Source organism: Pseudomonas sp. X10, from assembly GCF_054889225.1.
The window spans coordinates 3,803,384-3,828,313 of the sequence record NZ_CM142677.1; the positions used below are offsets into that span (position 1 = coordinate 3,803,384).

General features: G+C 60.9%; 4 protein-coding genes. 3 read left to right on the plus strand and 1 reads right to left on the minus strand.

Features of this window, described 5'->3' with window-relative positions:
* Positions 1-42: 42 nt before the first annotated feature.
* Genes ACYU03_RS17425 through ACYU03_RS17435 form a run of 3 tightly spaced genes read left to right on the plus strand, consistent with a single transcriptional unit; the run spans position 43 to position 22,060 of the window.
* Positions 43-12,444: a non-ribosomal peptide synthase/polyketide synthase gene (locus tag ACYU03_RS17425; RefSeq protein WP_461885881.1), complete on the plus strand. Its 12,402-nt coding sequence runs from the start codon at positions 43-45 to the stop codon at positions 12,442-12,444.
* Complete coding sequence (locus ACYU03_RS17430; protein WP_461885882.1) at positions 12,444-21,044, plus strand: amino acid adenylation domain-containing protein; 8,601 nt, start codon at positions 12,444-12,446, stop codon at positions 21,042-21,044. Before ACYU03_RS17425 ends, ACYU03_RS17430 begins: the two co-directional genes overlap by 1 nt.
* A gap of 59 nt (positions 21,045-21,103) precedes the next feature.
* Complete coding sequence (locus tag ACYU03_RS17435) at positions 21,104-22,060, plus strand: alpha/beta hydrolase (RefSeq protein ID WP_461885883.1); 957 nt, start codon at positions 21,104-21,106, stop codon at positions 22,058-22,060.
* Positions 22,061-22,140: 80 nt separating this feature from the next.
* Here ACYU03_RS17435 and ACYU03_RS17440 read toward each other — a convergent pair whose 3' ends face one another.
* On the minus strand, positions 22,141-24,669 hold the full coding sequence (locus ACYU03_RS17440; RefSeq protein WP_461885884.1) for a TonB-dependent siderophore receptor: 2,529 nt from the start codon (positions 24,667-24,669) through the stop codon (positions 22,141-22,143).
* Positions 24,670-24,930 lie beyond the last annotated feature (261 nt).

The following is a 24,930-nucleotide window of genomic DNA, read 5'->3' on the forward strand; positions in this document are numbered from 1 at the left end:
CTGACAACGCTCAATTCCTCTGCCGACGGCGACGAGATCGACATGAATCAACTGAATCAACACCCTGATGACGACCTGCTGGCCCTGCTCCTGGCCGATGAGACCAGCCCCGAGCACGCGATCAAGGCCGGCAGCGCACAGGGGTCCATGCCTCTGTCCTTCGCTCAGCAAAGGTTGTGGTTCCTGCAACAGTTCTCCCCGCAGAGCAATGCCTACAACCTGCCCCGAGCCCTGCGCTTGACCGGCACGCTGGCAGGGGACCTGCTCGAGCAGGCACTGAATACGGTGATCGACCGGCATGACATCCTTCGGACCCGCTTCGTCGAGGTCGATGGCCAGCCGCGTCAGCAGGTCGACCACCAGGCCAGGCTCACGTTGGGCCGCGAAGACCTCACCCCGTTCCCTACGGCAGAACGCGAGGCCATGCTGCGCGAGCGCCTGGAGGCCGAAGTCGGCCAGCCATTCGACCTGGCCCAGGCGCCGCTGATCCGCGCCACCCTGCTGCGTACAGCCGAGTATGAACATGTGTTGCTGCTGAACATGCACCACATCGTCTCCGATGCCTGGTCGAACGCAATCCTTATCCAGGATCTGGTGCAAGCCTTCGCCCAGCTCAGCCAGGGTAATGACACGCCGCTGCCGCGCCCGGCTATCCAGTATGCCGACTATGCTCACTGGCAACGCGAACAGTATCCGCAGAGCGTGGCTCATGACCAGGCGGCCCGCCACTGGAAGCAGTTGCTCGACGGCGAAATTCCTGCCCTCGACCTGCCGCTGGACACCCCGCGCAGCCCAGACCAGCGGCACACCGTCGCTAACCACAGCATCGTACTGCCCCCCGACCTGACCCAGGCCTTGCAGCGTTTCAGCCAGCAACAGGGCCTGACGCCGTTCATCACCCTACTCGGCGCATGGCAGCTTCTGCTCAATCGCTACACTGGCCAGCCAGACTTCACCGTCGGCGTACCCAATGCCACCCGCAGCCAGGGCGAGACCCAAGAGTTGGTCGGTTTCTTTGTCAGCAGCCAGATCTACCGCGCCCGGGTCGACAGCAGACAAAGCGCGCTAGCCTTCCTCCAGGACCTGCGCAAACAGTCGATGGCCGCCATGGATCACGTGGACTATCCCGTGGAGCTGATCCTGGAAGACCTGCAACTGCAACGCAGCGCCCAGGCCAACCCACTGTTCCAGACCCTGTTCAACTGGCGAGTAGCCAACCAGGACACCGACGCCCTGCGCCTAGGCGACTTACAGCTGGAGTTCCTACAACTTGAGCAGCAGGAAGCCAAGTTCGACCTGTCGCTGGAAGTCGACTACAGCCAGCGGCAGGTCGAAGCCACCTTCAGCTATAGCAACGTGTTGTTCAATGCCGAGACTGTCGAACGCATGGCCCGCCACTGGCAGAACCTCCTGCATGCTTTGATCGACTCCCCGCAGCGCTGCCTCGGCGAACTGCCAATGCTCGACAGCACCGAGCTGCAGCATATGGTCATGGACTGGAACCGCACCGGCGCCAGCTTCGAACACACCGCCAGCCTGCAACGGCTGTTCGAGCAGCAATCCGAAGCCGCACCGCAGGCTATCGCCGTGCGCCTGGGTGACCAGGCCCTGGCCTATCGTGACCTTAACGAACAGGCAAACCGCCTAGCCCACAAACTGATCGAAAAGGGGGTTATCGCTGATAGCCTGGTCGGCATTGCTTGCGAGCGCAGTCTGGAAATGGTCGTCGGTCTGCTAGCCATCCTCAAGGCCGGTGGCGCCTATGTGCCGCTGGACCCGAGCTACCCCCTGGACCGTCTGGCGTACATGATCGAGGACAGTGGCATCGACCTGTTGTTGACCCAGGCCTCAGTACTCTCACGCCTGCCGGTCTCCGGGCACGTTGAGGCTATCGCACTGGACCAGGTAGCCCCGCTGCTCGCAAACTATCCCGCAAGCAATCCGGCACCTGCCATGGATGCCGACAACTTGGCGTACATCATCTACACCTCCGGCTCGACCGGCCGTCCCAAGGGCGTGCAGGTACGCCATGGCGCACTCACCAACCATATGTTGTGGATGCAGCAGGTCCTGCAGTTGCATGCCACCGACCGAGTACTACAGAAGACCGCCTTCAGCTTCGATGCCTCGGTCTGGGAATTCTGGCTACCACTACTCAATGGAGCGCAACTGGTCCTGGCCAGCCCGGAATTGAGCGACGACCTTTCGTTGCTCTGGCCGCAGGTCCACGCCCAAGGCATCACTGTCGTGCAAGCCGCGCCTTCGCTGCTGCAGGCCCTGATGCCCCAGGCCAGCCGTGAACAACTGGCCAGCCTGCGAGCAATCCTGCTCGGTGGCGAAGCTCTGAGCCCAACCCTCGTGGAACAGCTGCAGCAGCACAGCGACGCGCACATCTACAACCTCTATGGCCCCAGTGAAGCCACTATCGACACCACCTGCTTCCTGGTGCAAGACCCCATGGATTCGGCCATCGTGCCGATAGGCCAGCCAATCAGCAATGTCCGTGCTCATGTCCTGGACCAAGACCTGCACCCCTGCCCCCTTGGTGTCAGCGGGGAGCTGCTGATCGGCGGCGACTCCTTGGCACGAGGCTACCACCAGCGCCCCGGACTCACCGCTGAGCGCTTCGTGCCCGATCCACTGGGTGCAGCCGGCGCCCGCCTTTATCGCAGTGGCGACCTCACCCGCTACCGTGACGGTGGAGTGATCGAATATGTCGGGCGTATCGACCATCAAGTCAAGCTGCACGGCCTGCGCATCGAACTAGGCGAAATCGAGGCTCGCCTGCTGCTGCAGCCCGAGGTCAGTGAGGCTGTAGTGCTGGCCCCCACATTCCTCGGCAGGCCACGGCTGGTGGCTTATATTGTGGCCAGCGGCAAACTGGCAGATGCTCAGGCGCAAGCCGAATTGCGCCAGAAACTGCTCAGCCAACTCAAGCAACAGTTACCGGACTACATGGTGCCCGCACACGTGGTGCTGCTCGATAGTCTACCCCTGACCAGCAACGGTAAGCTGGACCGCAAGGCCTTGCCATTACCGGACGCCGATGCGCCAGAACATCTCTACACAGCCCCGCAGACACCGTTGGAATGCCAGCTCGTCGCAATCTGGCAAGATGTGCTCAAACAACCGCAGATTGGTCGCACCGACAACTTCTTCGAACTGGGCGGTGACTCGATCGTTTCCATCCAGGTGGTCAGCCGCGCCCGCCAGGCCGGTATCCGCTTCACACCCAAAGATTTGTTCCAGCACCAGACCGTGCAAAGTTTGGCTCTGGTCGCTCGATACGACGACCAGAGCCCCCAGGCTGATCAAGCACCCGCCAGTGGGAACGTCATTCTACTGCCGATCCAGCAGGCATTCTTCGAAGCGCCAATTCCACAACGCCACCACTGGAACCAGTCGGTGCTGCTCAAGCCTGCAGGAGAAGTGCTCGACAGCCAGGTGCTAGGGCAGGCATTGGACGCCCTGCTCAACCATCATGACGCCTTGCGCATGAGCTTCATCCAGAGCGATACCGGATGGAGCAGCCATTACCGCGCACCGGCCTCCGCCCACGGCGTACTGCATCAAGTCGAAGTCAGCGACAATGCTCAACTAGAACAGGTTTGCGAACAGGCTCAACGCAGCCTGGACCTGACTGACGGCCCCTTGCTGCGCGGCCTGCTGGTTCAACTAGCCGACGGTCGCCAACGCCTACTGCTGGTAGCCCACCATCTGGTGATCGATGGGGTGTCCTGGCGCATCCTCTTCGAAGACTTGCAAACGGCCTATCAGCAATGCCTGCTCGGCCATGTACCGCAGTTGCCGGCCAGGACCAGCTCACTCAAGGCGTTCGCCGAAGCACTGCAGGCCCATGCCAGTAGTCCAGCGCGGAAAGCCGAGCTGGACTACTGGCTTCAACAGCACCAGGACGTGACCGAAGGCCTGCCTGTAGCCAATGAACAGCCAGTTGGCCCGGTACACGTCAAGCACTTGGAGTTGCATCTGGATGCCGAGCAGACCCGTCGCCTGCTGCAGCAGGCCCCCGCGGCCTACCGCACCCAGGTCAATGACCTGCTACTCGCCGCTCTAGCGCGCGTCCTGTCACGCTGGACCGGCCATGCGGACAACCTGATCCAGCTGGAAAGCCACGGTCGCGAAGAACTGCATGACACCCTGGACCTGACCCGCACCGTAGGCTGGTTCACCAGCGTCTACCCGCTGAAGCTGTCAGCCGTCGACAGCCTTGAGACAACCCTCAAGCAGGTCAAGGAACAATTGCGCGCCGTGCCGGACAAAGGCATCGGCTATGGCGCCCTGCGCTACCTCGGCGATGCTATGGCTCGCCAAGCGCTGCAGGCCCTGCCTCAAGCCCGTGTCACCTTCAATTACCTGGGCCAATTCGACAATAGCTTCGACCGTGACAATCAACCTTTGCTGGTCCCTGCCGCAGAAGCAGCAGGCGCCGAGAAGGATGTCGGAGCTCCGCTGAGCAACTGGCTGAGTATCAACGGCAAAGTCTATGGTGGCGAGCTCGCCCTTAGCTGGACCTTCGACCAGAGCCGGTTCGACCCGGCAGTGATCGAGTGCCTGGCCAAAGATTACATCTCCGAGCTGCACGCACTGGTCGAGCACTGCTGCAATCCTTGCAACCAGGGCGTGACACCCTCGGACTTCCCGCTGGCAGGTCTGAACCAGGCGCAACTGGATGCCCTGGCGATCGACCTGGGGCAGATCGATGACCTCTATCCGCTGTCACCACTGCAGCAAGGCATGCTGTTTCACACCCTCTACGAGCAAGATAGCGAGCAACTGGCTGGCCGCAGCTACATTAACCAGATGCGCATGGACATCGGCGGCCTGGATCCTCAGACCTTCGCCAAAGCTTGGCAGGCAGCGATCGACCAGCACGACACCCTGCGCAGTTGCTTCCTCTGGCAAGGAGACATGGCCCAGCCGCTGCAGGTCGTACTCAAACACCTGCCGGTGCCTCTCGTCCTGCTCGACTGGCAACAACGCCAAGGCCTGCCAGCAGCACTGGAGCAACTGGCTCGCGACGAATTGCAACAGGACTGGCCACTGGACCGGTCGCCGCTGTTCCGACTTGTGCTGGTCAGGACATCTGTCGACCAATATCATCTGATCCACACCAGCCACCACATTCTGATGGATGGCTGGAGCACCTCGCAATTGCTCGGCGAAGTCCTGCAACGCTACAGCGGCCATACCGTCGCCGTGACGCCAGGTCGCTATCGTGACTACATTGCTTGGCTGGGCCGCCAAGATGTCGAGGCCGACCAGGCGTACTGGCACGCACAACTGGCCAGTCTCGACGAACCCACACGTCTTGCCCAGTCCATCGCCCATGGTAGTGGCGAGCGGGGACACGCCTCGCAATACCTGCACCTTGATGCCGAACGCACCCAGCGCTTGAACGATTTCGCCCGGCAGCAGAAAGTCACCCTTAATACCCTGGTCCAGGCCGCCTGGCTGGTGTTGCTGCAGCGCTACAGTGGGCAGCCCAGCGTGTGCTTTGGTGCAACCGTGGCCGGCCGGCCCTCCGAGGTGACAGGCGTGGAGCAACAGGTCGGGCTGTTCATCAACACCCTGCCGGTCATCGCCAAACCGCGCCCCGACTACAGCGTGGCCTATTGGCTACAGCACCTGCAGGAATACAACCTGGCCTTGCGCGAGCACGAACATACGCCATTGAGCGACATTCAGCGCTGGGCCGGCCAGCGCGGTGAGGCACTGTTTGACAACATTCTGGTATTCGAAAACTACCCAGTATCCGAAGCCTTGGAGCAGGAAGCGCCAGCGGGACTGGCCTTCGACAAGGTGTCCTATCACGAGCAGACCAACTACCCGCTGACCCTGGCTATCAGCGTCGGCAAGCAGATGGTATTGCACGCCAGCTTTGCCCGCACACACTTCGCCGACGCCACCGTGCAAGACATTACTCAGCACCTGGTCAACCTGCTCGAGGCCATGAGCATCGACGCCGAGCGCCACCTGGGCGAGCTGTCAATGCTCAGAGCCGATGAGCTGGACACCCAACTGCTGAGTTGGAACGCCACCGCTGTGTCGTACCCACTCGACACCGCCGTGCACCAACTGATCGAGACCCAGGTCGAGCAGGCGCCAGACGCCCCGGCCCTGGTCTTCGGCGAGCAGCAATTGAGCTACGCTCAGCTCAACCAGCGCGCCAACCAACTGGCCCATGCCTTGATCGCCCAAGGCGTCGGCCCGGACGTGCTGGTCGGCATCGCCACCGAACGCAGCATCGAAATGGTCGTCGGCTTGCTGGCCATCCTCAAGGCCGGCGGCGCCTATGTCCCGGTCGACCCGGAATACCCCACCGAGCGCCTAGCCTACATGCTCGAGGACAGCGGTATCGAGCTGCTGCTCGCCCAGTCGCACCTGCAACTGCCCTTGGCCGAGCGTGTCCAGCGCCTGGACCTGGATCTGCTCGACCTTTCCACCCAGCCTGGGCACAACCCGAACATCGCCCTGCACCCGGAAAACCTCGCCTACGTCATCTACACCTCCGGCTCCACCGGCAAACCCAAGGGTGTCGGCAACCGCCACAGTGCCCTGACCAACCGCCTGTGCTGGATGCAGCAGGCCTATGCCCTGGACGCACGCGACACCGTGCTGCAGAAGACCCCGTTCAGCTTCGACGTCTCGGTCTGGGAGTTCTTCTGGCCGTTGATGACTGGCGCCCGCCTGGCTGTGGCAACTCCGGGCGATCACCGCGAGCCGGCGAAGCTGATCGAGCTGATCAACCGCCACCAGGTCAGCACCCTGCACTTCGTGCCGTCGATGCTCCAGGCCTTCCTGCTCGACGAGGCCGTGTCCAGTTGCACCAGCCTGACCCGCATCGTCTGCAGTGGTGAGGCACTGCCGGTGGATGCCCAGCAGCAGGTGTTCGCCAAGCTGCCCAAGGCCGGCCTGTACAACCTCTACGGTCCGACCGAGGCGGCCATCGATGTCACCCACTGGACCTGCCGCGAGGAAGGCAAGGACAGCGTTCCGATCGGCCAGCCGATCGCCAACCTGGGGACTTTCATCCTCGACGGCGAGCTGCAACCGGTGCCGGTTGGCGTGGTCGGCGAGCTGTACCTGAGCGGTGCAGGCCTGGCCCGTGGCTACCACCGCCGTCCTGCGCTGACCGCCGAACGCTTCGTCACCAGCCCGTTCAACAGCGGCGAGCGCCTGTACCGTACTGGTGACCTGGCCTGCTACCGCGCCGATGGTGTGATCGAGTACCGTGGCCGCATCGACCACCAGGTAAAGATCCGTGGGCTGCGTATCGAACTCGGTGAGATCGAGGCACGGCTGATGGAGCTGGAGGCGGTGCGCGAAGCGGTGGTGCTGGCGGTGAAGGCCGGCAATAGCCTGCAACTGGCCGCCTATCTGGTACCAAGCCAGGGAGCGCTGGTGCACGCCTCGGCCACGGAGCAGCAGCATTGGCGTGAGCAGGTCCGGCAACAACTACTGCAGATGTTGCCGGACTACATGGTACCGGTGCACCTGGTGCTGCTCCCGCAGTTGCCGTTGAGCCCCAATGGCAAGCTCGACCGCAGAGCCCTGCCGGCCATAGACAACGCCCGCCTGCAACACGAACATGTCGCCCCCAGCAATGTCGTGGAAGAGCGCCTGACGGATATCTGGCAATCGGTGTTGAAGCTTGAGCGTGTGGGCGTGACAGACAACTTCTTCGAACTGGGCGGTGACTCGATCATCTCTATTCAGGTGGTCAGCCGCGCCCGCCAGGCCGGCATCCACTTCACGCCGAAGGCGCTGTTCGAACAGCAGACTATCCAGCGCCTGGCCGCCGTCGCCCAGACCCGCGACAGCAGCCCGGTGTTCGAGCAGGTAGCCCTGCACGGACCGACACCGCTGCTACCGATCCAGCAACTGTTCTTCAGCCAGTCCATGCCCGAACGCCACCACTGGAACCAGGCAGTGCTGCTGCGCAGCGACCAGCATCTTGAAGCCCGGGCATTGGAGCAGGCGCTTCAGGCATTGGTCCTGCATCATGACGCCCTGCGCCTGCGCTTCGACGAAACCGCCGATGGCTGGCAGGCCGAGTTCCGCTCACCTGAAGCGCAACAGCAGGTCTGGATACAAACGCCCCTGCTCTGGCAGCACAAGGTCGACGATGAACAAGCCCTACAGCCCCTGTTCGAGTCCGCTCAGCGCAGCCTTGACCTGCAAAGCGGGCTGGTCCGTGCGGTACTAGTCGAACTGGCCAACGGCAGCCAGCGCCTACTGTTGGCCATCCATCATCTGGTGATCGACGGTGTGTCTTGGCGCATGCTTTTCGAAGACCTGCAAACCGGCTACCAGCAAGCCTTGGCAGGCCAGCCCTGCACACTAGCGGAAAAGACCAGTTCCTTGCGCGCTTGGGCCGAACAATTGCAGGCAGCCGCATGCAATGGTCAGCTCAAGCAGGAGCTGGGCTACTGGCAAGAGCAGCTGCAAGGCGTGAACCCCGACCTACCCCGCGACCGCACAGTGGAGCGTCTGCCCAATCGCCAGGCCCGCAGTGTCCAGGTGACACTAGACGCTCAACGCACCCGCCAGTTACTGCAACAGGCACCGGCCGCCTACCGCACCCAGGTCAATGACCTGCTGCTCAGTGCCCTGGCTCGCACCATCACCCGCTGGAGCAGCCAACCTGATCTGCTGCTACAACTGGAAGGCCATGGCCGTGAAGAGCTGTTAGACAACCTCGACCTGACCCGCACCGTTGGCTGGTTCACCAGCCTCTTCCCTGTGCGTCTGACTCCGGCTACAGAGCTTGGCGAGACCATCAAGCAAGTCAAGGAGCAACTGCGTGCCATCCCTAACAAAGGCCTCGGCTTCGGTGCCCTGCGCTACTTAGGCGATCCCCATGTGCAACAAACCCTGCAGGCACTGCCAGTTCCACGCCTGACCTTCAACTACCTAGGCCAGTTCGATGGCAGCTTCGACACCGGGCGGGACGCCCTCTTCGTCCCAGCCGGAGAAAGCGCGGGCACCGCCCAGAGCCTGGAAGCCCAACAAGGCAACTGGCTGACCGTCAACGGCCAGGTGTTCGACGGAAAACTGGGACTGACCTTTGGCTACAACAGCGACATGTACAACGACCAAACCATCCAGGCCTTGGCCGATGACTACCTAACTCAACTGATCCAACTGATCCAACACTGCCTGCATCCGGACAACCATGGCCTGACTCCCTCGGACGTGCCCCTGGCCCGGCTAAGCCAGGCACAGCTGGACAGCCTGCCGGTGGCAGTTGCACAGGTCGAGACGATCTACCCGCTGGCCCCGATGCAGCAAGGAATGCTGTTCCACACGCTCTACCAACAGGAGAACGGTAACTACATCAACCAGATGCGCCTTGACGTCAGCGGCCTCGATGCCGAGCGTTTCCGCGCTGCCTGGCAGGCGACCCTGGATGCCCACGATGTGCTGCGTAGCGGTTTCCTCTGGCAAGGCCAACTGAACGAGCCCCTGCAAGTGGTGTACAAGCAAGTCGAACTACCCTTCACCCTGCTCGACTGGTCAACGCGCCCAGACCTGGCGGAGGCCCTGAACACCCTAGCCACCGAAGCCCTGGCAACGCCCTTCGACCTGGCCCAGCCCCCCCTGTTGCGCCTGCACATGCTGCGCACCGGTAGCAATAGCCATCACCTGATCTACACTCACCACCACATCCTCATGGATGGCTGGAGCAACTCGCAGATGATGGGCGAGATCATGCAACGCTACAGCGGTCAGGTAGTGCCGCAGGCTACTGGACGCTACAGCGATTATGTCGCCTGGTTGCAGGAGCAGGATGCGCAGAGCAACGAGAAGTTCTGGATCGAGCAACTGCGAGACTTTGAAGAGCCTACCCGCCTCGCTCCCGCCATCAATCCCTGGAGCACCAAACAGCTCGGACAAGGTCTGTATGAAACAGCACTGGATCCGACGAGGACCCAGTTCCTGGAGGCTTGCGCCCGCCAACAGAAGGTCACCGTCAATACTCTAGTGCAGGCTGCCTGGCTACTGCTCCTGCAACGCTGCACCGGGCAGCAGACGGTCTGCTTCGGCGCAACGGTTGCCGGGCGCCCCGCCGAACTCAAAGGGGTAGAGCAACAGCTAGGCCTGTTTATCAATACGTTGCCCGTCATTGCCACACCTCGTCCGGAAATCAGAGTCAACCAGTGGATTCAGCACATCCAGGCACAAAACCTCGACCTGCGTGAGCACGAACATACGCCACTGTTCGACATCCAGCGCTGGGCCGGCAGAGGTGGCGAGAGCCTCTTCGACAACATCCTGGTATTCGAAAACTACCCAGTTTCCCAAGCACTGGCCCAGACGGCCAGCGAGTCGCTGAGCTTCGGCAGCATCGACAGCCATGAGCAGACCAACTATCCCCTGAGTTTGATGGTCGGCCTAGGCGCGACCCTCACCTTACAACTGCGCTATGCCCGCAGGCAATTCAGCGCAGACTCCATCGAGCGCCTGGCTGGTTACCTGGTCACCTTGTTGCTGAATATGGTGGAACAACCGAACAGGGCTGTCGGAGAACTCACGTTGCTCGCAGAACAGGAACGTCATGTTCAGCAAGTGCAGTGGAATGCTACGGAGGTCGAACGCGTGCATACCCCGTCGGTCATCCGCTTGTTCGAGTCCCAGGCAGAAGCCCGCCCTGACGCGCCAGCGCTGAACTTCGATGATCAGACCTTAAGCTACTGCCAGCTCAATCAGCAGGCCAACCAGTTGGCGCACCAACTGATCGAACTCGGTGTCGGTCCCAACGTTCTGGTAGGGCTTGCAGCCGAACGCAGTGTCGAGATGATCATCGCACTGCTGGCGATCCTCAAGGCCGGCGGAGCTTATGTGCCACTGGACCCGGAGTATCCGGCTGAGCGGCTGGCCTACATGATCGAGGACAGCGGCATCGAGTTGCTGCTGACACAGTCGCACCTCCAATCTCGCTGGCCATTGCCGCCCCAACTCTCCGTGCTGTTGCTTGACCATCCGCAAAGCGACAAACACGGCAAAGACAACCCTGATGTTGCGCATACTCCACAAAGCCTGGCCTATGTCATCTACACCTCTGGATCCACCGGTCGCCCGAAGGGTGTAATGATTCCTCACCATGCCCTGAGCAACTTTGTCCTAAGCATGAGCCATGCTCCCGGCGTGAATGAACAGGATCGCATGCTGTCTCTGACTACCTTTTCCTTCGATATCTTCGGCCTGGAACTCTATGTGCCGCTGGCCAGCGGGTGCAGCGTGACACTGACTCGCCAAGGGATGAATCTGGATCCCGGAGCAATGCTTGAGTTGGTCCAAGCCCAGAACATCAGTGTGCTGCAGGCCACACCTTCGACCTGGCGCATGCTACTTGAACATCCGACCGCCGGCATCCTGCGCGACTGTAAGTTCCTGTGTGGCGGAGAAGCACTGCCTGACGACCTGGCCAACCGCATGCTCGAACTGTCGCCGAATATCTGGAACCTCTATGGCCCCACAGAAACCACCATCTGGTCTGCGCTCTACGCTCTGAACCACGGAAAGCCGAAACCCTACCTCGGCCATCCGATCGACAACACCACCCTCTTCATCGTCGATGACGGTCTGAACAGCATTCCTGTCGGAGCTGCTGGTGAGTTACTGATCGGTGGCCAAGGGCTCGCTCGTGGTTACTTCCGACGCCCGTCGTTGACCGCGGAACGTTTCATACCGCATCCTTTCGCCAGCGAGCCAGGATCCCGTCTGTACCGAACGGGCGACTTGGCACGCTATCGAGAAGATGGCGTGATCGAGTACCTCAGCCGCCTCGATCACCAAGTGAAGATCCGCGGTTTACGTATAGAGCTGGGTGAAATCGAATCACATGCGCTGCAGGTAAGAGGAGTACGCGAAGCGACCGTCGTTGCCCAGCAGACCCCGGCCGGGCAACGTCTGGTGGGCTATGTGGTGGCCAGCGAAGCGCTTGACTCGCAGGGCGAGCAAGCCTTGCGCGATGCACTGTTGACATCGCTCAAGGCCGATCTGCCGGAGTACATGGTGCCAGGACAGTGGCTTTTCCTTGAGCAGATGCCACTGACGCCAAACGGCAAACTCGACCGCAAGGCACTTCCCAAGCCGGCGGACATACAGGCCAACCGCCCCTACGAGGCCCCTTGTTCCGAGCAAGAGTGTCAGATGGCTTCCATCTGGCAAGACCTTCTGCAGGTTCAACGGGTAGGCCTGAGCGACAACTTCTTCGAACTGGGCGGACATTCGCTACTCGCTGTCCGCCTGGTCGCACGTGTTCAACTGGAGATGGGCCTGCAAATGTCGGCACAGACACTTTTCGATGCACCGACGTTGGCTCTGCTGATTGCTGCACTACAACAGACTATGAATCAGGTCGACAACAGCAAATTGAGCAAACTTGAAGCACTGTTCGACGAACTGGAGGAAGTGTGATGGACAAGGAAATGGCCGCTCGGATCGCCAAGCGATTCATCACACTGCCGCTGGAAAAGCGCAAAGCGTTTCTGGAAAAGATGCTTGGTGAAGGTGTGTCACCTGCGAACCTGCCAATACCTCAGATCAGCGAAGAGGTCGATAGCATCCCACTATCGTTCGCCCAGGAGCGCCAGTGGTTCCTATGGCAACTAGAGCCCGAAGGCAGTGCTTACCATGTTTCGACAGCCTTGCGCATACGCGGTGAACTGGACATCAAGGCATTGGAAGACAGCTTCAATGCCCTGGTTGCCCGCCACCAAAGCCTGCGCACAAGGTTTACCGTGACTGAAAGCGGTCCCGTGCAAACAATTACACCACGGCTGGTGCTGGGTATCGCCCGGCATGCCTTGGCCTTGCCGAACGAAGTTGAACAGGCCAATACAGCCATCATTCGTTTCATCGAAGATCAGACTGGCACACCCTTTGATCTTCAACAGGGCCCTCTACTACGTATTGCCCTGGCCCGTCTGTCCACGGAAGACCACCTGCTGGTCTTGACTCAGCACCATATCGTTTCAGATGCGGCCTCGCTGCAAGTCATGGTGCACGATCTCGTGCAGCTCTATACAGCGTTTCGCGAGGGTCGCAAACCGGATATGCCTCAACTGCCGATCCAGTATGCCGACTATGCGATCTGGCAACGGCGCTGGATGGAGGCCGGTGAGCGCGATCGGCAACTTGACTACTGGCTTGCCAAACTCGGTGGCGAGCAGCCGGTATTGGAGTTGCCTTTGGATCATATCCGCCCGGCCACCCAGAGTTATCGTGGAGCACGGCTGGATGTCAGCCTTGAGACCTCGGTAGCCGAGGACATCAAACACTTGTCTCAAGTGCATAACGTAACATCCTTCATGTTGTTACTGGCCTCCTGGCAAGCTCTGCTACATCGCTATAGCCGACAGGAAGATGTTCGCGTCGGTGTACCGGTGGCCAATCGCAATCGAGTGGAAACTGAAAAGCTGATTGGTTTCTTCGTCAACACGCAGGTCTACAAAGCTGACTTCACCGAATCCTTGACCTTTGCCGACCTTCTTCTGCAGGTCAGACAAACCGCCCTTGAGGCGCAAGCCTTCCAAGAGCTTCCGTTCGGCGACTTGGTCGAAGCACTGCAACCGGCCCGCAGCCTCAGTGTCACGCCACTGTTTCAGGTCCTCTACAATCACAGTGGATCCACTGATGAACACAAGAATCCAGCCAGTTCCCTGGACATAGAAAGCCTGCAATGGGACACCCACACGGCGCAGTTCGATCTGACTCTCAATACCGTTGAGACTTTTCAGGGCTTCAAGGCCAGTTTCACCTACGCCACCGACCTGTTCGAGCGTAACACCATCGAACGCATGGCCCGCCACTGGCAAAACCTCCTGCGCGCCATGGTCAGCCTGCCTGACCAGGCCATCGGTGAACTTCCGATGCTCGAGGCCGATGAGCTGGACACCCAACTGCTGAGTTGGAACGCCACCGCTGTGTCGTACCCACTCGACACCGCCGTGCACCAACTGATCGAGACCCAGGTCGAGCAGGCGCCAGACGCCCCGGCCCTGGTCTTCGGCGAGCAGCAATTGAGCTACGCTCAGCTCAACCAGCGCGCCAACCAACTGGCCCATGCCTTGATCGCCCAAGGCGTCGGCCCGGACGTGCTGGTCGGCATCGCCACCGAACGCAGCATCGAAATGGTCGTCGGCTTGCTGGCCATCCTCAAGGCCGGCGGCGCCTATGTCCCGGTCGACCCGGAATACCCCACCGAGCGCCTAGCCTATATGCTCGAGGACAGCGGTATCGAGCTGCTGCTCGCCCAGTCGCACCTGCAACTGCCCTTTGCCGAGCGTGTCCAGCGCCTGGACCTGGATCTGCTCGACCTTTCCACCCAGCCTGGGCACAACCCGAACATCGCCCTGCACCCGGAAAACCTCGCCTACGTCATCTACACCTCCGGTTCCACCGGCAAACCCAAGGGTGCCGGCAACCGCCACAGTGCCCTGACCAACCGCCTGTGCTGGATGCAGCAGGCCTATGCCCTGGACGCACGCGACACCGTGCTGCAGAAGACCCCGTTCAGCTTCGACGTCTCGGTCTGGGAGTTCTTCTGGCCGTTGATGACTGGCGCCCGCCTGGCTGTGGCAGCTCCGGGCGATCACCGCGAGCCGGCGAAGCTGATCGAGCTGATCAACCGCCACCAGGTCAGCACCCTGCACTTCGTGCCGTCGATGCTCCAGGCCTTCCTGCTCGACGAGGCCGTGTCCAGTTGCACCAGCCTGACCCGCATCGTCTGCAGTGGTGAGGCACTGCCGGTGGATGCCCAGCAGCAGGTGTTCGCCAAGCTGCCCAAGGCCGGCCTGTACAACCTCTACGGTCCGACCGAGGCGGCCATCGATGTCACCCACTGGACCTGCCGCGAGGAAGGCAAGGACAGCGTTCCGATCGGCCAGCCGATCGCCAACCTGGGGACTTTCATCCTCGACGGCGAGCTGCAACCGGTGCCGGTTGGCGTGGTCGGCGAGCTGTACCTGAGCGGTGCAGGCCTGGCCCGTGGCTACCACCGCCGTCCTGCGCTGACCGCCGAACGCTTCGTCACCAGCCCGTTCAACAGCGGCGAGCGCTTGTACCGTACTGGTGACCTGGCCTGCTACCGCGCCGATGGTGTGATCGAGTACCGTGGCCGCATCGACCACCAGGTAAAGATCCGTGGGCTGCGTATCGAACTCGGTGAGATCGAGGCACGGCTGATGGAGCTGGAGGCGGTGCGCGAAGCGGTGGTGCTGGCGGTGGATGGCCCGAGCGGCCAGCAACTGGTCGGCTATGTAGTGCCCAACGGCGGACTCGAACAGGATGGCCTGCGCGAGCAGTTGAAGAGCGCGCTCAAGGCGCACCTGCCGGACTACATGGTCCCGGCCCAATGGGTGCTGTTGGAGCAGATGCCGCTGAGCCCGAACGGCAAGCTCGACCGCAAGGGGTTGCCGAAGCCGGATGCCAGCCAGCAGCGCACCTATGTGGCGCCAGAGAGTGAGCTGGAGCAGCGCGTCGCGCATATCTGGCAGAACGTCCTCAAACGCGAAAAAATCAGCGTGACGGACAACTTCTTCGAGCTCGGTGGCGACTCGATTATCTCCATCCAAGTGGTCAGCCAAGCCCGCCAGGCAGGGATACGCTTTACCACTAAGGAACTGTTTCAACACCAGACAGTGCAAAGCCTGGCCACCGTGGCCCGCATGGACATGCAAGGTTTGAATATCGACCAAGGCACGGTCACGGGCGAGACCGCCCTGCTGCCATTTCAGCAACTGTTCTTGGAACATGCCTCTTGCGAGCAGAACCACTTCAACCAGTCGGTCATGCTTGAGCCTGCCAAGACACTCGATGCAAGGCTCCTGGAGCAGAGCCTTCATCTGCTGGCGGCCCACCATGACGCCCTGCGCCTGAGGTTGCGCAAGGAAGAAAACCAATGGGTAGCCAGCATTGCCCCGCCTGACACGACAGCAAACCTGCTCTGGCAGGCCCAGATCGAAAATGAACAAGTCCTGAATGAATGGGCCAACCGCACCCAGACCAGTCTGGATATCGAGCAAGGCCCTCTGCTGCGTGCCCTGCTCGCCACCCTGCCTGATGGCAGCCAGCGCCTGCTACTGGTAATTCACCACATGGCGGTGGATGGTGTGTCCTGGCGCATCCTGCTCGATGACCTGCAGCAGGCCTACCAGCAGTTGTTCGCCGGCCAACCCGTAAAGCTTCCCGCCAAGACCAGCTCGGTCAAGGCCTGGGTGGAACAGTTGCAGGCGTATGCTCGCAGCGAGGCGTTGCAGCAGGAACTGGACTACTGGAAGACTCAGTTGCAAGACGCCCCCGCCGCTCTGCCCTGCGAGCGTCCGGAGGGTAGCTTGCAAAACCGCTTCGTACGCAGCGTACAGAGCGGTCTCGATGCGCAGTTGACCCGTCAGTTGCTGCAGGAAGCGCCCGCCGCCTACCGCACGCAGATCAACGATCTGCTGCTCACCGCCCTGGCCCGAGTGATCGGTCGCTGGAGCCAGCACGCCAGCACTCTGATCGCACTGGAAGGCCATGGTCGCGAAGACCTGTTCGACAACATCGACCTGACCCGCACTGTCGGCTGGTTCACCAGCCTCTTCCCGGTGCGCCTGACCCCGGCTGCCGACCTGGACGCTTCGATCAAAGCGATCAAAGAGCAGTTGCGGGCGATCCCGGACAAGGGCATCGGCTTCGGCACCCTGCGCTACCTCGGTGATGAACCGGCGCGCCAGTCCCTGGGCGCCTTGCCTACCCCGCGCATCACCTTCAACTACCTCGGCCAGTTCGACGGCAGCTTCGACAGCGACGAAGGCACACTGCTGCGCCCCGCCGCCGAAAGCACCGGTGCCAACCAAAGCCCGCAGGCCAATCTGGGCAACTGGTTGGAGCTGAACGGCCAGGTTTATGGTGGCGAGTTGAGCATGAACTGGAACTTCAGCACGCAGATGTTCGACGAGGCGACTGTCCAGCGACTGGCCGATGACTTCAGCCAGGAATTAGCCGTCATCATCGCCCACTGCTGCGATCCACGGCACCAGGGCCTGACCCCCTCGGACTTCCCGCTGGCCTCGATCAGCCAGCAGCAGCTGGACCACCTGCCGGTACCGTGCAGCCAAGTCGAAGACCTCTACCCGCTGTCGCCGATGCAGCAGGGCATGCTGTTCCACACCCTAGAATCCAGGGAGGCGAGCCTGTACATCAACCAGATGAGCGTGCCCGTCGAAGGTCTCGACAGCCAACGCTTCATCGCCGCCTGGAACGCGGTCATTGCCCGCCACGAGATCCTGCGCAGCGGCTTCTGGACCGCCAACGAACTCGCCGAGCCTCTACAGGTGGTCTACAAGACCGCCACACTGCCAGTGCGCGAACTGGACTGGCGCAATCGCGACCTTACCCCACAGGCTCTGCAGCAACTGCTCGAAGCCGACTGTGCCGAAGGCTTCGACCTGCTACGCGCCCCCCTGACCCGACTGACCCTGGTCAACCTCGGCGAGCAGCACCACCATCTGGTCTGGACCAGCCACCACATCCTCATGGACGGCTGGTCCAGCTCACGCCTGCTCGGTGAGGTGTTCGAGCTGTACAACGGCGGCACCCCGGTGGCCAAGCGTGGCCAGTACCGCGACTACATCCAATGGCTGCAACGCCAGTCGCAGACCGATCTGGAGCAGTTCTGGAAGGACAAGCTGCAAGGACTCGATGGCCCGACCCAACTGACCAACAGTCTCGCACCGCGTCCGCCCGCCGAACTGGAGGGCCATGATGCCCTGTACCTGCACTGGGATACGCAGCGCACCCAACGCCTGCGCGATCAGGCCCAACGACTGCGAGTCACGCCCAACACCCTGATACAAGCCGCCTGGCTATTGTTGTTGCAACGCTATACAGGCCAGCAGACTGTCTGTTTTGGCGCTACCGTGGCCGGCCGACCAGCCAGCCTGAACGGTGCCGAGGAAATGCTCGGACTGTTCATCAATACCCTGCCAATCATCCAGGCACCACAGCCACAGCAGCGTACCGAAGACTGGTTGCAGGCGCTGCAGGGCTACAACCTGGAAGCACGCGACTACGAGCATGCCTCGCTGGCCGACCTGCAACGCTGGGCCGGCCACAGCGGCCAGGCGCTGTTCGACAGCATCGTCGTGTTCGAGAACTACCCGGTGGACGAGCGCCTGCAGGAAGCCGAGCAAAACCAGTTGAGCTTCGGCGAGGTGAGCAACCGCGACGTCACCAACTTCGCCATGGACCTGGCGGTCAACCTGGGCAACAGCCTGAAGATCGAGTTCCTCTACCTGCGCAACCGCTTCACCGAAGCGGCCACCGCACAGATCCGCGACAGCTTCGAGATGTTGCTCACGGCGCTGCTCGACAACCCCCAGGCCAGTCTCGGCAGCTTGGTGATGCTGACCACAGACGAACAACAAGCGCTCACCCAGCGCAACAGCCTGGCTCCGACCGACGGCGGCACGCCACTGCTGGCCGAGCGAATCCGCAAGCATGCCCAACAGCAACCGCACCGCATCGCCGTCACCTGCGCGGACATTGACCTGAGCTATGGCGAACTGGAGCTTCGCGCCAACCGCCTGGCTCACTATCTGATCGCCCAGGGTGTCGGCCCCGAAACCTGCGTGGGCATTGCCCTGGAACGCTCGATCGAGGTGATCGTAGCCTTTTACGCAGTGATGAAGACCGGCGCCGCCTACGTGCCGCTGGACATCGACTACCCGCAGGAGCGGGTGCGCTGGATCGTCGAAGACAGCGGCATGCCGCTGCTGCTCACCCAGAGCTCGGTGCGCAGCCGCCTCACCGGCATCGCCGGCTGCGCTTTGGTCGAACTGGACAGCCTGGCCCTGGACAACCAACCGGCCGACTGCCCTCCATCCCGCGCCCTGGAGGATAACCTCTCCTACCTGATCTACACTTCCGGCTCCACCGGCCAGCCGAAAGGCGTAGCAGTGAGCCATGGGCAGATCCGCATGCACTGCCTGGCCATCGCCGAGCGCTACGAGATGGACGCCAGCACCCGTGAACTACTGTTCATGTCCTTCGCCTTCGACGGCGCCCAGGAACGCTGGCAGTCGACCCTGCTCGGCGGCGGCCAGCTAGTGCTGCGCGACAACCGCCTGTGGACTCCGGAAGAAACCTGGCAGGCACTGCACCAGCACGCCATCGACATCGCCTGCTTCCCGCCGGCCTACCTGCAGCAACTGGCCGAGTACGCCGACAACGTCGACGCCGCGCCACCGGCGGTACGCATCTACTGCTTCGGTGGTGACGCAGTGGCCAATGCCAACTTCGAGCTGGTCAAGCGCACGCTCAAACCGGCGTTCCTCACCAATGGCTACGGCCCAACCGAGACTGTGGTCACGCCACTGCTGTGGAAGGTCGATGTCAGCCAACCTTGCGAAGCGGCCTATGCCCCCATCGGCACTCGTGTGGGCCAGCGCACGCTTTACGTCCTCGACGAGCAGCTCAACCCGCTGCCGGTGGGCGTCGCCGGTGAACTGTACATCGGTGGCCTGGGCGTAGCCCGGGGCTATCACCAACGCCCAGGGCTGAGCGCCGAGCGCTTTGTCGCCGACCCGTTCGCCGACGGCAGCCGGCTGTACCGCACCGGCGATCTGGTGCGCCAGCGTCCAGACGGTGTGTTCGATTACCTCGGTCGCCTGGACAACCAAGTCAAGGTGCGCGGTTTCCGCATCGAGCTGGGTGAGATCGAATCGCGCTTGCGCCAGCAGGATGCCGTGCAGGATGCCGTGGTAGTAGCGCGCGACACCAGCACCGGCAAGCAACTGATCGGCTACGTGGTCGCCGCCCGCGGGGACGGTCTGGGTGAGCACCTGCGCACCGCCCTGCAGGCCGACCTGCCGGACTACATGGTGCCGGTACAGATCCTGGTCATGGATACCTTCCCACTCAACCCAAACGGCAAGCTGGACCGCAAGGCCCTGCCCAACCCAGACTTCAAGGCACGCACCTTCGTCGCCCCACGCAACGCTCTGGAGCAAGGCTTGGCGGCGATCTGGCAGGAGGTGCTGGAAGTCGAGCAGGTGAGTGTCACCGACAACTTCTTCGAGCTCGGTGGTGACTCGCTGCGGGTACTCAAGGTGCTGTCAAAAGTCCGCGCCCAACCGACATTGGGCATCGAGTTGAAATTGCGCGACCTGATGGCCCGCCCAACCATCGGCGAGCTCTCCGGCTACAACAATGAGGACACCTCGCTCGATCCTCTGCTGCTGCTCAACAGCCAGGTCGAAGACAATGCGCCCTTGTTCTGCCTGCACGCCGGTTTCGGCACAGTGTTCGATTACGAGCCTCTGGCCCGCCGCCTGGACGGCCGGCGCAGCGTCTACGGCCTACAGTGCCGCATGCTGCTCGACCGCGACTGGCAAGACGATAACCTGCAAGCCATGGCCATCGACTATGCCCAGTACATCCGCCAGAAGCAGGCTTGTGGCCCGTATCATCTGCTGGGTTGGTCTCTGGGGGGCACGCTGGCTGTACTGGTCACCGAGGAGCTGGAGAAACAAGGTCAGCGCGTCAACTTCCTCGGCCTGGTCGACAGTTTCCTACCCTCGCCCGCCACCGCGGCAGCCCCGGTCGATACGGACTGGGGCGAAGATCTTGGCAGCTTCCTCGCGGTGATCCTCGGGGGGCCGGCCGAGCAGTTGCCGGCCCTGTCGTTGCCAGCCCGCAGTGATACGGCGCAAGTGGAAAAACTGATCGCGCAAGTGCAAGCGCAGTCGGGCGTGGCCTCGGCCTATGCCAGCATCAGCACTGAGGAGCTGGCTCATACCTTCCTCGTGGCCATGCGCCTGAAGGCCCTGTCCAGCGGCATCTCCACGCTGCCGGCGACCCGCGCCCAAGCTCACTGCTGGTGGGCCTCCACAGCCAACGGGCAACCCTCGGTCGTGCTGGACCACGCACTGACCAACGAACCCATCGGTGCCGGACACTACGACATGCTCAAGCATGCCGACCTGCTACGCCAACTCCTGCAGCAGTTGCAGGAGGCACCCAGTCCCATCAGCTGAAACAGCGCCGCCCCGGTCACCGGGGCGGCACTCACCTATCAATCGATCAAGGATTCACCATGCCTCTGGACCCAGACCTCGAAGGCTTCCTGGAACTGGCCCAACTGGGCCGCTTTAGCGGCAAGAGTCGCCCCTTGCATGAACTGCCCGTTGCCCAGGCCCGTGCGGATTTCGAACAGACCTCACAAGTGCTCGATCCTTGCCCACCTGCCGCAGTGAGTGTCACTGAGCTAAGCATCCCCACCCGCGACGGCCAACAGATCCTGGCGCGGCTCTACCGCGCCTCGGGCTACAGCGGGGATGCCCAACCAAGCCTGCTGTATTTCCACGGTGGCGGTTACGTGGTCGGCAGCCTGGACTCCCACGACTCAGTGTGTCGGCGCCTGGCCGCCAGTGGGCAGCAGGCCGTGCTCGCACCAGCCTATCGCCTGGCGCCTGAGTCCCCTTTCCCGACCGCCGTAGAAGACGCCTTGGATGCGGCCAACTGGCTGGCCGAACAGGCCCGCTCGCTGGGCTTGGACAACCGCCAGGTGACGGTCGCCGGTGACAGTGCTGGAGCGACCTTGGCCACCGTGCTGGCGATCACCGCAGTACAACAGCCACAGCAGATTCAACTGGTACCCAAGGCCCAACTGCTGTTCTACCCGGTGGCCGACACGTCGTGCCAACGCGACTCGCACCGTCGCTATGCCGAAGACCACCTGCTGGAAACCGCGACACTGGAGTGGTTCTACCAACACTACAGCCGTGATCCGGCGCAACATCTGGACTGGCGCATCTCACCGCTGCTGGCCGAACTGAACGGCGCACTGGCACCAGCCTATATCAGCCTGGCCGAGTATGATCCGCTGTATGACGAAGGCATGGCCTATGCCAGACACCTGCAAGCCACCGGTACCATTGTGACCTTGCAGATACAGAAGGGATTGACCCATGACTTCCTGCGCATGGGTGGGATCGTGGGGGATGTGGCAGCGATCTATGCGGCTGCGGATGACTGGCTATCCAAGCTGTAGAACGTGCCGCGGGTGAACCCTCCCCCACGAGGCTGCAAACTGCAGGTCGCGTGGGGGCGGTTTTTCACCCAGCGATCAGACTACCAGAAAGTACCGCGCAAGGTCAGCATGTGGTTGCGTGGTTCGCCGTACCAGTTGCCAACTACTGAAGACCCAACGGTAAGGTAGTATTTTTTGTCAAAGGCATTGTTGAGGTTATAAGTGAGAGTCCAGTTATCATCCAAGCGGTATTCAGCCATGGCGTTCCATACAGTGTAACCCGCTTGGCGGTAATCATATTTCTCAGAGCCAATCGGCTCTCCACTACTGTCTATGATCGAAGCCATGCCGCTGACGTAACTGGCACTCTGTACATTCACACCCCCCCCCACCTTGAAGTCGCTATACTCTCCCGGCAGCCGATAAGTTGACCAAAGTTTGAATAGGTGCTTCGGCGTAATACTACTGAAAACGTCATCACTGTTTCGGTTACGGTTATTATTGTACGTATAGCCACCGATGATACTCCAATCCGGGAGAATCTCACCGCTAACCTCCATGTCAAAGCCTTTGCTGACCACTTCGCCTTGCGCCAGATAACAGCAACTCCCCCCAAACTGTACACCTTCTTGAGGATATCGTAGGTCTTCGACTGCCTGATTTTCTCGCTTGGTGTAGTACACGGCAAAGGAGGTATTCAACGCACCGCCCCACAACTCACCCTTGATGCCGGTCTCATATGTTTTACCAGTCATCGCCTTGAGCGAATTACCACTCTCTCTTGGTCCCTCGATCTTATCCTGTTGAGGTTTGTAGATTTCGGAATAGCTGGCATAAGCCGACCATTCGTCACTCAGGTCATAGACCACTCCACCATAGGGCACCACTTTAGTGGGCTCGCGCATGGAAATATCAGACTTGACATCCCACGTATCCCCTACGCGCTCGCTATATTTCTGCTCAAACTTATAGCGCTGTACCCGTGCACCAAGGATCACATGTAGAGGGTCCGTCAGGTGCAGGCGAAGAGTTGAATAAAGCCCATACTGGATCTGCGTGTTGGGCTTGTAGGTATTATTGTAGTCCTTGCGGGTCGGTGGCTCAGGCCACGGGGTCGCATCAGGATCAAAGACATCGATCGGTCCGAAGGCACCATCCAGTTGCCCGGTCCCAGTCCATTGGCTGGTTATCCTCTGATAGTCGGCGCCAAACAGAAATTCCTGCTCGTGCCCCAGCATATCGAACTTCCCGGCTAGGTTCATATCCGTCAGTTGCTGGTCACTCTTGTAACGGGCAACGGTTCCGAAACGAGTAGGTCCGGTATTGGTGACAGGATTGAGGCTGCCTACGTTGAACGCGCGCTTTTGCAAACCTACGTCTTGAGTCTGGGTATAACTGAGGTTCACTTTCCAGTCATCGGAAAAATCATGGTCAAGCTTGGCAAATATTTCCTGAGACCGACCGTCTTGAAAAGCCCAACTATCGGTCAAGTTGGTATGCCTAGGCAGACCGATATCGTCACCATTGCTGTAACGAGGCAAACCGGCGCTGGCGCCGTTTTCATTTACTCGTTCATAGCGCCCGCCAAACGTCAAGCGCGTATCGGGAAGGATATCTGCCTCGAGCACACCATAGATCGTGGGAGTTTGCGAACTGCGCTCATCGACAAAGTATTGTCGATCAGAATAAGCGGTCACTAAACGCCCACGTAACTTACCGTCAAATGCGATAGGCCCGGTCACATCCATTTGCGTACGATAGTTGTCCCAAGACCCGGCCGACGCTTCTACTTTCAGTTGGTACGTGTCGAGCGGACGTTTGCGAACAAGATTGATGATACCACCTGGATCGCCGGTCCCGCCGAAGAGCCCCGAGGCGCCACGCAAGACTTCGACATGGTCGAATTCGGCAAGGTTGTATACTTTGCTCGAGTAGAAACTACCAGCGGTGGTACCCAGCGCCATGGGTGCCGCACCATCAATCTGGATATTTTCAATGGGAAATCCACGCGAATAATACTGGAAAATTCGCTCATTGCTCTGCTGGATTGTCACGCCTGGCGTCGCCTGCATCGCGTCCGTCAGATCGTTCATGCCCTTGTCTCGTATCACCTCATTGGTGATAACCGAAACACTCTGTGGTGTTTGCCGCAGGCTGGTTGGTGTCTTGGAACCCGCACTGACCTTATTGGGTGTATAGGAACCGCTATTCTCGGTCATCTGCCCCATCCCCTGCCCTTGGATGGTGGTAGTCCCCAGTTCCAACGCATCCGAGACAGGCGCATCATTAATCAGATAGACCGCATTGTTCTCAATCCGGTATGTCAACCCCGCATTGCGCAACATCTGCTCCAACGCCTGCTGTGGCTCCATGTCACCAACCACCGCTGGCGCCTGCTTGCCACTGACCAACTCCGGCCCATAGAGAATCTGCAGGCCCGTCTGCTGCCCCAGCTCGAACAGGGCTTTATCCAACGACTGAGCAGGAATATTCAGTACCTTGTTCTCTGCATAGGCCGCACTGCCCATCCCCAGAGCCAAGCCCAGGACCACCATCGACGCCGATGTACACCAGTTGGCCGTAGCTCGCCTTATGGCGCCTGGAAGGCCGTTCTTTTGCTCGAGTTTCATAGTGTCGGATCACCCCAATAACGTTCAGTCGAAAGTCAAGAAATCGCCACCTCTTGCGGGCAGCTGATCGGTCAGTGGCCTTCCACGGCCTATGTCGCGGCACGCCTGGTGAAGCCAAGGAGCCGGCGCTCCTGCAGTTTTGTTGCCGAGCTAGAGAACAGACGAAAACAAAAATGAAAATTTAGGAGCAATTCACATTCGAGAAACATTTTCTTATGTGGTAACAGGCGCTTGTCTCCCTGGAAAAACAAACGCCCGCCA

Coding starts and splice junctions, on each gene's coding strand:
- ACYU03_RS17425 (WP_461885881.1), top strand. CDS start 43: ATGAATCAACTGAATCAACACCCTGATGACGACCTGCTGGCCCTGCTC.
- ACYU03_RS17430 (WP_461885882.1), top strand. CDS start 12,444: ATGGACAAGGAAATGGCCGCTCGGATCGCCAAGCGATTCATCACACTG.
- ACYU03_RS17435 (WP_461885883.1), top strand. CDS start 21,104: ATGCCTCTGGACCCAGACCTCGAAGGCTTCCTGGAACTGGCCCAACTG.
- ACYU03_RS17440 (WP_461885884.1), bottom strand. CDS start 24,669: ATGAAACTCGAGCAAAAGAACGGCCTTCCAGGCGCCATAAGGCGAGCT.